The following is a 12883-nucleotide window of genomic DNA, read 5'->3' as shown; positions in this document are numbered from 1 at the left end:
GACGTAGATAAGCCCGCTTAATTAACACGTCAATATTGAAATCCTTACCTTCAATCCAGGCGGCATAGGCGCCTAATACGTTGAATATGTTAGCGGAAACATCCTATATGCAGCAGCAACGGTAGTGGTCAATCTCGGGATCGCAGTACTCCTCATTTCGACCCCATCGTTTCTCGTGCCCTTTTTCGGCGTCGTGTTCGCGATGGTGTTTGCGGCGGCCTATGGTGTGGCCGTATTGCTGCGGCCACCGCATTGTCGATCGCAGCTTGTCATGGCCGGCTCCGAATCGCATCGGCCAATCCGCCCGTATCGGGCCCCCTAACATTCTCTGCGACGATCCGACCATCTCTAAGTTCGATAGTTCGATCAAACAGATCCTGCACACGCGGATCATGGGTAACAACCGCGACGCCCGCCCGTCTCGTATCGGCGATCTGCCGGAAGAGAGAGATCACTTGCCGTCCGCGCACACTGTCGAGCGCCGCCGTCGGCTCGTCTGCAAGAACAAGGGCAGGATCATTCGCAAGTGCCCGGGCGACTGCCACGCGTTGCTGTTCGCCTCCCGACAGCCGTGCCGGAAGATTGCCGACGCGGTGGGCAAGATCGACGCTCCCGAGCAAATGCGAAGCGTAGTCGCGCGCCGCCCGCGAAGGCACATCGTCGATCTCAAGCGCCAGAGCCACGTTTTCCACCGCCGTCAGAAACGGAATGAGGTTGGCCTTCTGGAAAACAAAGCCGATATTGTTGCGCCTGAAATCACGAAGATTGTCGAGGTCGGCACCCGGCTCTGAAACGAGCCGCTCGCGAATATAGATCTCGCCCATCGTTGGCGGTTCCAAAAGGCCAGCAATCAGCAGCAGTGTGCTTTTGCCCGACCCGCTGGGCCCCAGGATGCCGACAACTTCGCCCGGATGAATATCGAAGGAGACACCGTCAAGGGCACGCACCACGGTCTCGCCGCTGCGGTAGTGGCGGGCTGCGTTTCGGACGCTGAGAATGGGTGCGTCGCTCATGACAGAATTTCCTGCGCCCGAACTTTGAGAGCCCTCGAAATCCCAAGCAGGCTGGCAAAGCCACAGATGACAGCCATGGCAAGCGCAAGCATACCGATGTCAGGAAGATCGATCACGACCCTGCGCGGAAAGTAGGGGAAGATCAGATGAGACAAGCCAAGGCCGAGAAGCAAGCCGCCTGCCCCGATCAGATAGGACTGCTGGGCGATCATGCCGACAATGACGGAGTTGCGTGCGCCAATCAACTTCAGCATGGCGATCTGATGACGCTTTTCCATGGTCAGCATGTAGATGATCAGCGAAACGACGATCGCCATCACCAACATAAGGACCGCAGTGAAGGAGAGGATCTGCACTCTCAGCCGCCAAAGCCTCTGGTTCAGAAGCAGGTTTTCCTGATCGGCCTTGCTCAGGACGTTTGCGTCTCCCCAGGCCATGATCGCCGCGCGGACGGCTTTCTCGTCAGCAGCCTGCTCCAGCGTCACCAGCGTCGCGGCAATCTTGCTATCCTGTTGCACCGAGCTACCGCTTGTGCTTTGGCCGGAGCCCGGTTCCTTTCGGGCAAGCAGCACCTCTTCGCTTGTCCGCCGTTGAGCGATTGCCATGGCATCGTTCACGGTAACGAAGAGGAGCCCGTCACCACTCATGTCGACCATCCCTCGCGCCAGGCCAACGATGGTGTAATCGTCCTGGCCCAGCCGGACCCGGTCACCGAGACTGAGCCCGATGCTTGCGTCTGCAATCGCCTCGAAGTGGCCGTTTTCCAGGTATCGACCTGCTGTCAGCGGCACCCATTCCCCACGGTCCTTGGGATAGTCGAGCCCCGTAATGGAGGCGCGCAATTGCCGGTCACGAAAGGCAAATTGCTGGCTGATCTGCACGAAACGCCGGACACCCGCCACGCCGGCAATACTCTCAACCCGGCGATCCATCTCGGAGGATATCGCCGAGCTTTCGGAAAAGGGACCGGACCGCCCTCCTTGCACCACCCACATATCGGCGCCGATCCGGTCAATAATCACCAGCGCATCCTCAACGATACCCATGTAGAGACCGATCATGCCGATAGACGCAGTGACCAGAAACGCAACGCCTGCAGCGGTCATCAAAAAACGTCCCAGATTGTGGCGGATGTCCTTGAGGGCAATATTCATGGCCATGACTCCGAGCGGGCGACAGGCATGAAGGCGTAGGCCCGCTTTGGGTCGGTCATGACGACATCTCCCTTATCGAGACCACTCCGCACCTCAACCATGTTTCCGCCAATCGATCCGAGTTCCACAGGCCGCCACGAAGCGCGGCCTCCAGCGGCCGTCCATACCCCGGGATGCCCATCTTTTCGAACAATTGCCGAAGCGGGAACGGAAATGACGTCTGACCTGCCTTCAAGGGCGATGACAGCAATACCACGCTGCCCAAGCGCCCAATTCGATGGCAGTTGCTGCGGCGTGATGTCGACGGTGAACTCTCGCGTCTCGGTGTCGACCTCCCGCCCAATGCGGAGGACTTTGCCGTCGACAGGAAGCTCACCTTGCGAATTGAACGTGATTTTTACGTCTTGGCCTTGGGATAGCGAAGCAATCGCGCTTTCATCAAAGCGGGCCGTCAGCACGATGCTTGAAGGATCGACAAGCTCAACAATCGCGCTGCCAGGCGAAACGACATCGCCGAGATTGAGGTCTCGGGCAACCACAATGCCATCGATCGGAGCCTTGATGACCGACTTGTCCAACTGCGCCTGATTCACTTCCACCGTTGCAGCGGCTTCAGCCTCCTGTGCTTCGGCTTGTCGGATAGCGGATTGCGCTTTGGATAAATCAGCTTCGCCCTGCTGGACTGCGGTTTGAGCGGATTCCAGCGCTGAACGCGTTGACGTGCCGGTGGCCTGCAGCTCCTCCTGACGGGCAAGCGTCGAGCGGGCGTTCGCAAGCGTTGCTTCAGCGCGCCGGCTGTCGGCATACGATGCTTCCACCGCCTTGCGTGCCGCCTCTTGCGAGGCACGAGAAACGCTAAGTTGCGCTTTCAACTCGTCGGCGCTGATTTCGGCAATGATCTCTCCCTTTCGCAGCACGTCATTGCGATCGACATGGAGAGCCGTAATGACTCCCTGCAAACTGGAACTGACATTAGCCTTGTTGATTGCATCCAAGGTACCGGGACCCTTTATCTCAGCTTCGAAGAGGCTCGGACCCACCGGCATCAACTCTGCGGGCTTTGGCACCAGATAGCGGATCGACAGCAGAATTGCCGCCCCTGCGAGCAAGCTGACGACAAACATCGCCACCGTCCTGCCTGGCCGACGGGGCGCTGAAGGAGGCCGGACAAGGCTCTCCGGCTTCGGAGCTTCGGGGGATCGATCGCCGATTGGCGCGACAGAGGATGACGGCGCCGGATCGACATTGTTTTCGCCGCCGGGCGCACCCGTCAGTTGATGGGTGATATCTTTCCCCCGTGGCCCTTCTTCCCTCGGCATATTGGCTTTTCTTGGATGCAAGAGACTACACTCCAGGCAATGTTATAATCATGGTGCCGCGCCTTTATGCGGCGGCATCTATCGCGGTAGACGTCGGAAAATAGCACCAACCCGAGAATGGCATCTGAGAGAATATGATTTAAAGCGCCTGGCATCCGCGGATATGGTTGCCAGGCGCAGTCCGTCCGCTCTCCGTGGGGCGGCGGCGAGCGGAAACGAACCTAGTCCGGCTTCTTTGGCATGACTTTCGCGAGCGTCTCAGAGCAGACCTTAGAAAGTTGATCCTTTTTGCTCTGGATGCAGCCCATCAATTGACCACCCCCTGGGCGCAGACCGGGGCAAAGCTCGCGGAAGTCTGCGCTACAATCGTCCCGGATCTGCAGTTTCTGAGACATCGAGAGTTGCTGGGCCGAAACGCTCGAAGCACCGACAAGGGAAAGGGCGAGAGCGATTGCATATTTGTTCATGGTAATGATCTCACGTTTTGCGTGGTTCTGGAGGGGACTGTCAGTCACGGGAGATTGAGCCATGACGGACTCGGACGTTGCCGAAGGGTCCGCGATTGATTGAGGTTCCGCTGCAGGTCCCATCGGCGCAATGGCCGAAGGCAACATGGCCCGGCCTAACAACCGCCCCACCGCAGCCGCGATCGTTGCAGCCACCAACCGCGCCACCACGGGGCGGAGGTGCTGCGGGGCGATAATAGGCATTCCACTGGCCGTACCAGGGACGACCGACGTAATAGGTATTCCAATACGTCTGATTGAAGCTGACGACGGTTATGCCCACGGCCGGGGCAACCACCGGCGTCACCACCGTTGGGGCGCCGCGATAGAACACCTGTACGTAACTCGCCGAAACCCATCCCCGCTCGCGCCCCCAGGACACATCGCACCATGACGTACTTGCCGTGCAGCCGTAAACCGTCAGAGCGGCCTGCGATGGAAGGCCGATAACAATAGGATAGGCTGTGCTTGGGCCTGCCCGCATGTTGACATTCGTCACCGCGACGGCGGACATGGCAGCCGATGCCTGGCCAGGAATCATGGTACCGACCGTTGCGGCAAGTACCGCCACCACGCCAAGCGATGTCTTTTTCCAGTTTCGCATCAACATTCTCCTGATTGATATGGCGCCCGGTGCTCGACGCGCCGAAGCGACCCGGCAGCGAGCGTCTTGTTGATGTCAGCCTTCGAGCCTGACAATCGACATGAGGAGATTTAGCGGTGCGCCGTAAACCGCCTTTGAACAGCGCATGTCGTTTTGTTTCAGTTTGTTAACGGGCTGCAAGCGCTTGTAAAAATGCCAATAGATGCTTGCGTTTCACGACTGACCCTACAAAACTGTGTGCATGGAAACACCCAACCCATCGATCCTGATTGTTGAAGACGATGTCGAGATCCGTACCCTGTTGGCGGAGCTTCTCGTTGCTGAAGGTTTCATCGTCATTCAGTCCAGCAACGGTCGCGATATGGACGACGCGCTCAGCAAAGCGGTTCCGGACCTCGTCATCCTTGATCTTATGTTACCGGGAGAGGACGGCCTTTCCATTTGCCGCAGGTTGCGAACGACTAACGCCGTGCCAATCCTGATGCTGACAGCCAAGGGTGATGAGATCGATCGCGTTGTCGGCCTGGAAGTCGGCGCCGATGATTATTTGGTCAAACCGTTCAGTCCCCGCGAGCTCACCGCTCGCATCAGGGCGATTCTGCGCCGCGTCCATATGCGCAACCCGGTTGTCACCGCCCCTTCACGCCGGTTCACATTCGACAATTTCGTCGTCGACCTCGATGCGCGCCAGCTCTCCGACATCGAGGGTGTCCCCCTCATCTTGACCAGCGCGGAGTTCGATCTGCTTGCCTGCTTCCTCAATCGGCCGCGCCGTGTGCTGACGCGCGATCAGATTCTGGACTGGACCCGGGGGCGTTCGGCCGAACCGTTCGATCGCACCGTTGACGTCCTGATTTCCCGGTTGCGGAAAAAATTCGAGACGGCGAGCCCCGGTTCCAACCTGATCAACACAGTGCGAAACGGTGGGTATCTGTTCACCGCGCTCGTCCAGCAGGTGCCGTAGTGGCATCCCTCACTCTTGCCCGTCGCCTCTCGGCCATCATCATTGTGCTGATACTGATCGTCTGGCTGATTATGGTGATGAGCTCATACCTCGGCAAGGATTGGGAGGAGCAGAGTTTTAGACCGTCACCCGATCGACTTGCTGCCATCGTCGAGGCGCTGGAAGATGCCCATCCCGATCAACGGCCGGGTATCCTTGCAGCACTCAATACGCCGGTCTTGTCCATTCGTATCGTTATGCCGTCCGAGAAAATGGAATCCAGAGATGCGTCCGGAAATGTGAGCGACGATCTTGCCCGGCAATATCGCAGTCGCCTGGGCGACCGGCCCATCACCGTCTCTCGCTTTGCCGCATTGCGGGAGGAAAGGGACATTCCCCATTTCCCCTGGAACGACAAATCGACATTTGAATTCCGAATTGGCATGCGCACGGGCGAGACGCTGATCATCCACAATACCTCGCCGGTCATCGCCACGCCGTTCGGACTGCCGATAGGCCTCGGCGCCGGTCTTCTTGGAAGCTTAGCGGCACTCGCAGCTTTAGTCGCTCTCTACCGCGAGATCAGACCCCTTGGCGCACTGGCCCGCGCCGTCGATCACATCGACCTGAATGGCGAAACGATCAGCTTTCCCGACACAAAGGGACAAAGTGCCGAGATCAAGGCTCTGGTCACGGCTTTCGATCAGATGCAGCACCGGCTCTCACAGTTGCTGCGGTCCCGAATGGCAATGATTGCGGGCATTTCTCACGACGTCCGGACGTTCGCAACGCGACTGCGGCTGAAGGTGGATGCCATACCCGACGCGGACAAGAGGGAGCGGGCGATCCGCGACATCACAGACATGATACATATGCTCGACGATGCGCTGCTCGCCGCCCGGATCGGAGCCGGTGACCTTCCTCAGGAGCTCATTGATCTCACCCCTCTCGCACGCAGTGAAGTGAGCGAAAGGCAGAAGACAGGGGCCGACGTCAGCTTTCTGGCTCAGGCCGGCGGAAGTACGTTCATCCTGGGAGATCCGCTGTCGCTGAGACGGGTGATCGGCAATCTCATCGACAACGCCATCAAATACGCAGGATCAGCGCATGTCTCCGTCATGGTCGACGCCGGATATGTGGTGCTCTGTGTCGAAGACGATGGTCCCGGCATTCCCGCGGAGTCGGCCGATCTGCTGACCGAGCCTTTTGTTCGCGGCGAAGTTTCCCGCAATCGCGACACAGGCGGGGCGGGGCTCGGGCTGGCGATCGCCAAGAACCTTGCCGAGGCCCATGGAGGCGACCTCTCGATCGGGACAGCGAACAGCGGCGGCGCCCGGATCGAGGTTCGGCTTCCGATATACGAATATTAGATGCAGTGGATTTCCAACACCGCTCGAGCTTGTTTCATAACGGCATCGCCTGGTTCAGGTTTCGAGGAGCCTGAACCAGGCATCCGTTGATTAACAGAAACCGTTATAAATTATGCCCGTGTCCGCCCTTAGATCACCGGCGCACGCGACCCATCAATGATTTCAACGCGGTCGCGGTTGTCGAAGCCCCACGCTCGATCCCGGCCTTGGCCGCATCAAGGGGCAGCACCGTCGCGGCAATGTTCAAGGCGTTCGGATATTGCCTTGTGACGAAGGCATAAACGAGCCTGTCGTTAGCGGCATCGAAGAGTTCGACCGCATAGATCACGGCGCCGGAAAAATTGCCCTCTTTATCCCCAATAGATCGAAGCCCGCTCATGGCAAAGCCGACGGGTGTCAGTCTCGTGGCCGTACTCAGTACCGGGACGCTGCTTGTCGCGCCGGTGATCGTGACCCGCATTCTTAATGTGTTTTTGTCTGGCTCCAGTTCAAGAAGTTGCTGGCGTGCCAGTTCGCGTCTGAAAGTTTGACCGGCATAGCGGGCCAATTCCGTCTTGGATTGCTCGGACAGATCTCCAAACTGACTATCTTTGCCCCGATAGATCCGCACGGGTTCCAGGAGAACTGAAGCGTAAGGCTTGAGGGCACCCGGCTTAAGCTCCGTGTTGAAAGCGACCCGCTGATCCGTCTGCAGGCTGGTTGCGCGCAGTTGACGGCTTGAGGCCAGTTCCTGATATAGGGCAGGTTTGCTCGAGCACGACGCACAGAGGGCGCTTATTCCCAGGACGAATATTGCCCTGTGAAAGGCTCGCACGGTCGGAAGCAGCGCATCCATTTTCGTCTCCTCGCTCCCGAACGGTCGCACAGACTTGCCGGACCCAATCCGGAAATGGCGCATGAGGAGCGTGACGCATAAGCAGGCACGCATGTTGCTGCAGCATTTCACGAATATGACGATTTGTTGCAGCAACGCCGCATAGGCATTGCGCTTCATTGTCGCTTCCGAGGGCGTTGATCGGAAATGGTTCAATCTCCGTGGGTTCGCAGAAAGGCGGACATGATTTAGCCATCAGTCGCGAGGGTTAGGGATTTCCACGCTTCGATTTCCTGTTGCAGCCGCTCGATCCGCGCCGTCACGTGCTTGAGCGCATCGCTGCCAAGAAGAAGTTGCGGAGGAGGATTATCGGAATCGATGAGGGTCAACACCGCGGCGGCGAGCTTTTGCGGATTACCCTGTTGCTTGCCGCTCACCGCCTGACGCGCCTCGCGGATGGGATCAAAAAGGCTATCGTAATCCGCAATGGAACGTTCCGTGCGGACCATGGAACGACCTGCCCAGTCTGTCCGAAATGAGCCTGGGCAGAGCGTTGTCACATGAACACCGAACGGCGCCATTTCCGAACGCATGACCTCTGAAATGCCCTGCAGTGCAAACTTGCTGCCGCAGTAATAGGCGATGCCGGGCATGGTGATCATGCCGCCCATCGACGTGACGTTGACGATAAAGCCGCTTCGGCGCTGGCGGAACTTTGGAAGAAACGCCTTGGCGACCGCGACGGCGCCGAACACGTTGACGTCGAATTGGCGGCGCATCTCCTCGATGGGCGATTCCTCAAGCACACCCTCGTGCCCATATCCGGCGTTGTTGATCAGCACATCGACTGGACCATGCTCCTCCTCCGCTTGCTGCACCACGACAGGAATACGATCAAAATCGGTGACGTCGCAAAGGACCGGGTGCAGTTCCGGGAGGGTCTTTGCCAGCGCTTCGCGCGAGGCTTCGGAGCGGACGGTCCCGATGACGGTGTGACCGGCTTCGATTGCGGCAGTGGCGATTGCCAATCCAAAGCCCGAGTTCGCCCCTGTTATGAAAAACATTTTGCTCGACATTTCTGAAACTCCTTGATTGCCCGTCGATATGACAAATAATCTGGAGACCACGCGGGTTCGATTGCGGATCCTCTTAGAGTTTTGCCAATTCCTATGAAATGTAAAATGCAGCCGTCTACACATGACCAGTCTGCCGCCTTGGCCGGGCAACTTGCTCCTCGTCTTGGCTACAATCAGACCGCGCTCGGTTGTATCCGTATTCTACGCACCGAAGCAGTGCTGAATGACATTCCGGTTCTTTACAAGCCGGGGGCCGTGTTTGTATTGCAAGGGAGCAAACACGGCATTCTGGACGGGGAAATCTACCTCTATGACGAGCACCACTATCTTGCCGTTTCGGTGCCCGTTCCCTTTAGGATGACATCTACAGCCAGCCCACGGCGGCCACTGCTCGCCGTTTATTTAGAGTTCGACATGCAGATGGCGGCCGAGATCGCCACCCAGCTCGAAAAGCTCGCCGGTCCTGCAAGCGCCAAGCCAAAAGGGCTCTTCTCGAGCAGGATGGACAGCAGTATCGAAGACGTGCTGCTGCGCTTGCTGGCGACGCTTGGCAGCCCGGTTGAGGTCGCCGTCCTTGGCGGCTCAATCCTGCGTGAACTGCATTACCGGGTCATGTCAGGGCCGCAAGGCGGCGCAGTGATCGCGGCCCTGCAGCGGAAGGGGACCTCGGGAAAACTGGTCGAGAGCGTCTCCTGGCTCCGTGAGAACTACCGCTCTGAAATCACCGTTGCGAACCTGGCCAGAGCGGCGGGAATGAGCGTCCCTTCCTACCATGTCCATTTCAAGGAGCTCACAGGCTCAAGTCCCATGCAATATGTGAAAGCCATGCGGCTCCATGAAGCGAGACTGATGATCGCCCGCCAGAGCGGAACAATTGCAGAGGTGGCGGCGTCAGTGGGCTATGTCAGCCCGGCGCAATTCAGCCGCGACTTCAGACGGCATTTCGGGCGTACCGCATCGGAGGAGGTGAAGTGGGTCCGGCATCACTTGGGCGAACAGGTTTGACCATTGCCCCTCATCGTTCTCACAATCGATCGACCGTCAGAACACAACATTTCATTGTAAGGCGGCTTGAAGGGCGGCTTTACAATGAACAAGGGTCGTGTCGAAGACGGGAACGCCTACGTTATCCTGGTTTAACAGCATACCCACCTCGGTACAGCCAAGGATAAGACAGTCGCAGCCTTTGTCGATCAGACGCTGCGCAATCCGTTCATAGGTCAAGCGGCTCTCCTCGTGAACGATGTCGCAGCACAGCTCTTCATAGATAATACGGTGCGTTTCAGCTCGATCATCAGCTTCAGGGGTCGCTGGCGACAGCCCCTGAGCGATGAGGCGGTCGGTGTAGAAGGTCTGCTCCATGGTGAAGGTGGTTGCCATCAAACCCGGTCTCCGGAAACCGCGGTTGAGGATAGCGGCTGCAGTTGCGTCCGCGATGTGCACGAACGGGATCGACACCCCGCCCAAGATCTTGTCCGCCACCTTGTGCATGGTATTCGTCGCCAGGATGAGGAGGTCGGCACCTCCGCGCTGCAGCGCGATAGCATGTTCATTGAGGATGTGCCCCGCCGCGTCCCAATCGGAGGATGCCTGCAACTTTTCGATTTCGTCGAAATCGACAGACCGTATGAGAAGCTCGGGAGAATGAAGTCCTCCCAGGCTCTCGCGGGTAAGCCTGCAGAGTTCCCGGTAATAAATCTGGGTTGATGCCGCGGACATTCCGCCAAGTATGCCGATGGTCTTCAAATGTTTCTCCATTTTCATACGTTAGGTCTGTTACCGCTCAATGGGCCCTTGAGCAGAAACCAGGCCACCCATATTCGCTACCCCGGTACGAGTGCAACGTCAGGAAAACCACCAATTGAGTGGGAGGAATACCTGAACGATGGCCGCCGCCCGCTTCGCCGAATTTACGCTTAAAGTGCAGCGGAGGGAACTCCGCAGACCATTACCGGCGCATGCTGCCGGATTTGCTTTCGGTTCTGGAATTCAGGTCGAACAACGCAGTGTGGCGTCCGGTGCTTGCGGCGCTCGACTGGATTGGGAGCAAGGTAGGTGACAGCTGCCGGTTTAACCTCGCCAGCGGATTGCAGGAATCTCTGCTCCAACGGTACCAGGCTTGCGGTGTCGTATCTGAAATTTGGCCAATCAGTGTTTTGCCAATTCCATGTCACGAGTTATAGACGCCCTCTTTATAACTCATGATTATTGCCAAAAATGAGTTATTGCACGCCTGTCTATCGCTCAGCACTACATGCTGCGGCTCTCCATTCAAGAAGCAGCGATCGACAAGTAACTTCCCGAGCGACTTCTCCGCGTCAATTGACAATCAAGTCAATCGAACCGTCAGCGCTAAAATCGGTGCGCATCAAGCTGTTCATGCCGTCTGAGGTCTCGCCTTCCAGTTCATGCAAACGCCGGGCGAAGACGACCTGCCGGAGGCCCAACGCTTTGTGGATTTAAAGGTTCAGCTTACTCCGCCAGGACTTGAGATATTGGCGCTCACGACCGTTTGTCAGCGATGATAGCCAACTTGTGGATTTGTGGCGGCTTGGCAAACAGATCTCCTTCTTCCGCCTTGGCCATTAAGGCCGCAGCGACTTGGCCATTCAAGTGGGCATCTCTTCCGCCCTCATCGTCAAACGTATCGAAGATTGCGAACGAACCTGGACCTTCCTGGATTGCGTACCAGGAAATCGTGCCAGGCTCCGCGTTTACTAGAGGAATGGCTGATCGCAGAAAATCGGCGACTGCCTGTTCCTTGCCGGGCTTTGCTTCAAGAGGAACGTAGAGTGCGAATTTGGTCATCATTACCTCCATGGGCACTCGATTGTGCCGCAACCAGCTATAGCACGTGAAGCCGTCATGTGTTGCACGATTGATCAATTAGAGGAGTTCGATGGTAAAGTTCGCTTTGGGTAGGATGGCGACCGCCGCAAAAATGATTGAAAAAATGGGTACCGGATCAAAGCTATTTAAGGGATGTGATCCGGCCACCTATCGCATCAATGAGATCGAATGATGAAACTTGGCGCTCCGACAATCGACGATGCGTATAGGACCTACAAGACGGACAGCCTTGGTGCACAGATCGTTATGCGCTGAAGCAGTCTGGCTGGATCGAGGCAACCACGCTGTCTGATCATGCCGAACAAGCACAACGCAAGCCTGGGTGACAACTTCATCAGGCTCACTCAAGGGCCTGCGCGATGGACCGGCAACATGATGAAAACGCGAAGCCCGCCAGCGGCCCTGTTTTCCGCCCATGCGCCGCCGCTATGCCATTCGGCTGCTCGGCGGTTGCACGTCGCTAGCTGATGAAGAAGATGGGTATCGAAGCGATCTACCGTCGCCCGAACACCTCCAAACCAGCGCCAGGAGGGCACAAGATTTATCCCTATCTTTTGCGCAAGCTGGCGGTTACGCGGCCCAATCAGGTATGGGCGATGGACCTGACCTATACCCCATGGCTCGCGGATTCGTCTATCTCTGCGCAGTCGTGGACTGGTTCATTCGGCGGGTTCTGTCGTGGCGGCTGTCGATCACGATGGAGGCGGCCTTCTGCATCGCAGCAGTCGAGGAAGCGCTGGCCCGTTATGGCACGCCCGACATATTCAATACCGACAGGGCTCGCAGTTCACCTCGATCGACTTCACGGCGGTGACGAAGAAGGCGGAAATCGCCATCTCGATGGATGGCAAGGGTGCGTGGCGGGACAACGTCTTCGTCGAGCGGCTCTGGCGTTCGATCAAATACGAGGAGGTCTACCTTCACGCCTACAAGACCGTATCCGAGGCCCGCGTCGGCATCGGCCGCTATCTGACCTTTTACAATACTCGACGCCCACATTCATCCCTTGACCGGCAGACACCGGATAAGGCGCTACTTCAACGCGCTGACACCAATGATGGTGGCGGCATAATCGAGGCGGAAATCCACTTAACGAAACGCCCGAAACTGTTCAGACAAACCGAGCCAACTCTGTCGCTCATGGATCTTCCTGTGCTCCATGTCCTCACGGGCGCCGAAGCCGTCAGCGAAATGTTCGGGCAATCCATCGTTGGCCCGGTCGTGACCTTCTAAG

At 57.7% G+C, this 12883-nt stretch carries 12 protein-coding genes and 2 pseudogenes; 4 read left to right on the top strand and 10 right to left on the bottom strand.

What is annotated here, in order from left to right; genetic code table 11:
* Positions 1–269: 269 nt before the first annotated feature.
* The 5 genes from AGR1_RS26345 to AGR1_RS26325 all read right to left on the bottom strand — a co-directional run bounded on the left by AGR1_RS26345 (position 270) and on the right by AGR1_RS26325 (position 4596).
* A complete protein-coding gene (locus tag AGR1_RS26345; RefSeq protein WP_149148906.1) occupies positions 270–1013 on the bottom strand; it encodes an ABC transporter ATP-binding protein in 744 nt (247 codons plus the stop codon).
* Positions 1010–2167: an ABC transporter permease gene (locus tag AGR1_RS26340; protein WP_149148905.1), complete on the bottom strand. Its 1158-nt coding sequence runs from the start codon at positions 2165–2167 to the stop codon at positions 1010–1012. Before AGR1_RS26340 ends, AGR1_RS26345 begins: the two co-directional genes overlap by 4 nt.
* The gene (locus tag AGR1_RS26335) at positions 2164–3291 is read right to left on the bottom strand and encodes an efflux RND transporter periplasmic adaptor subunit (protein ID WP_187772303.1); all 1128 of its coding nucleotides are present in this window, start codon (positions 3289–3291) and stop codon (positions 2164–2166) included. The genes AGR1_RS26340 and AGR1_RS26335 overlap by 4 nt, the downstream gene beginning before the upstream one ends.
* Before the next feature lie 416 nt (positions 3292–3707).
* Positions 3708–3953 (bottom strand): hypothetical protein, encoded by a 246-nt coding sequence (locus AGR1_RS26330; RefSeq protein ID WP_149148903.1) that lies wholly within the window; start codon positions 3951–3953, stop codon positions 3708–3710.
* Between the two features lie 40 nt (positions 3954–3993).
* Complete coding sequence (locus AGR1_RS26325; RefSeq protein ID WP_246669751.1) at positions 3994–4596, bottom strand: SH3 domain-containing protein; 603 nt, start codon at positions 4594–4596, stop codon at positions 3994–3996.
* Between the two features lie 241 nt (positions 4597–4837).
* On the opposite strand from AGR1_RS26325, the gene AGR1_RS26320 reads away from it, so the two are divergent.
* On the top strand, positions 4838–5560 hold the full coding sequence (locus tag AGR1_RS26320; RefSeq protein WP_149148902.1) for a response regulator transcription factor: 723 nt from the start codon (positions 4838–4840) through the stop codon (positions 5558–5560).
* Complete coding sequence (locus tag AGR1_RS26315) at positions 5560–6909, top strand: ATP-binding protein (protein ID WP_149148901.1); 1350 nt, start codon at positions 5560–5562, stop codon at positions 6907–6909. Before AGR1_RS26320 ends, AGR1_RS26315 begins: the two co-directional genes overlap by 1 nt.
* Before the next feature lie 133 nt (positions 6910–7042).
* Here AGR1_RS26315 and AGR1_RS26310 read toward each other — a convergent pair whose 3' ends face one another.
* Both AGR1_RS26310 and AGR1_RS26305 read right to left on the bottom strand, forming a co-directional pair.
* Entirely contained in the window at positions 7043–7903 is an 861-nt protein-coding gene (locus tag AGR1_RS26310; protein ID WP_149148900.1) for a DUF3313 domain-containing protein, read from the bottom strand.
* A gap of 68 nt (positions 7904–7971) precedes the next feature.
* The gene (locus AGR1_RS26305; protein ID WP_149148968.1) at positions 7972–8799 is read right to left on the bottom strand and encodes an oxidoreductase; all 828 of its coding nucleotides are present in this window, start codon (positions 8797–8799) and stop codon (positions 7972–7974) included.
* A gap of 93 nt (positions 8800–8892) precedes the next feature.
* Here AGR1_RS26305 and AGR1_RS26300 point away from each other — a divergent pair, with 93 nt between their 5' ends.
* Positions 8893–9804, top strand: coding sequence for an AraC family transcriptional regulator (locus AGR1_RS26300; RefSeq protein WP_149148967.1), 912 nt, complete (start codon positions 8893–8895; stop codon positions 9802–9804).
* A gap of 51 nt (positions 9805–9855) precedes the next feature.
* Here AGR1_RS26300 and AGR1_RS26295 read toward each other — a convergent pair whose 3' ends face one another.
* The 3 genes and pseudogenes from AGR1_RS26295 to AGR1_RS26285 form a co-directional block, all read right to left on the bottom strand.
* Positions 9856–10545 (bottom strand): aspartate/glutamate racemase family protein, encoded by a 690-nt coding sequence (locus AGR1_RS26295; protein WP_149148899.1) that lies wholly within the window; start codon positions 10543–10545, stop codon positions 9856–9858.
* Positions 10546–10871: 326 nt separating this feature from the next.
* Positions 10872–10973, bottom strand: a pseudogene (locus AGR1_RS26290) (DUF4172 domain-containing protein); the annotation flags it as partial.
* A gap of 328 nt (positions 10974–11301) precedes the next feature.
* Complete coding sequence (locus tag AGR1_RS26285; protein WP_149148898.1) at positions 11302–11607, bottom strand: antibiotic biosynthesis monooxygenase; 306 nt, start codon at positions 11605–11607, stop codon at positions 11302–11304.
* 506 nt (positions 11608–12113) lie between these two features.
* Between AGR1_RS26285 and AGR1_RS26280 the strand changes: the two are divergent.
* A pseudogene (locus AGR1_RS26280) lies at positions 12114–12721 on the top strand (IS3 family transposase); the annotation flags it as partial.
* Between the last annotated feature and the right edge of the window lie 162 nt (positions 12722–12883).

The organism is Agrobacterium sp. B1(2019) (assembly GCF_008274755.1).
GTDB lineage: Bacteria > Pseudomonadota > Alphaproteobacteria > Rhizobiales > Rhizobiaceae > Agrobacterium > Agrobacterium salinitolerans.
The sequence above is the reverse complement of the archived record's forward strand: the minus strand, read 5'-3'. Positions and strand labels throughout refer to the sequence as shown.

What these genes read in the sequence shown, in the direction of transcription:
- AGR1_RS26345 (WP_149148906.1), bottom strand. Translation starts at nt 1,013, where the DNA reads ATGAGCGACGCACCCATTCTCAGCGTCCGAAACGCAGCCCGCCACTAC.
- AGR1_RS26340 (WP_149148905.1), bottom strand. Translation starts at nt 2,167, where the DNA reads ATGAATATTGCCCTCAAGGACATCCGCCACAATCTGGGACGTTTTTTG.
- AGR1_RS26335 (WP_187772303.1), bottom strand. Translation starts at nt 3,291, where the DNA reads ATGTTTGTCGTCAGCTTGCTCGCAGGGGCGGCAATTCTGCTGTCGATC.
- AGR1_RS26330 (WP_149148903.1), bottom strand. Translation starts at nt 3,953, where the DNA reads ATGAACAAATATGCAATCGCTCTCGCCCTTTCCCTTGTCGGTGCTTCG.
- AGR1_RS26325 (WP_246669751.1), bottom strand. Translation starts at nt 4,596, where the DNA reads ATGCGAAACTGGAAAAAGACATCGCTTGGCGTGGTGGCGGTACTTGCC.
- AGR1_RS26320 (WP_149148902.1), top strand. Translation starts at nt 4,838, where the DNA reads ATGGAAACACCCAACCCATCGATCCTGATTGTTGAAGACGATGTCGAG.
- AGR1_RS26310 (WP_149148900.1), bottom strand. Translation starts at nt 7,903, where the DNA reads ATGAAGCGCAATGCCTATGCGGCGTTGCTGCAACAAATCGTCATATTC.
- AGR1_RS26305 (WP_149148968.1), bottom strand. Translation starts at nt 8,799, where the DNA reads ATGTCGAGCAAAATGTTTTTCATAACAGGGGCGAACTCGGGCTTTGGA.
- AGR1_RS26300 (WP_149148967.1), top strand. Translation starts at nt 8,893, where the DNA reads ATGAAATGTAAAATGCAGCCGTCTACACATGACCAGTCTGCCGCCTTG.
- AGR1_RS26285 (WP_149148898.1), bottom strand. Translation starts at nt 11,607, where the DNA reads ATGACCAAATTCGCACTCTACGTTCCTCTTGAAGCAAAGCCCGGCAAG.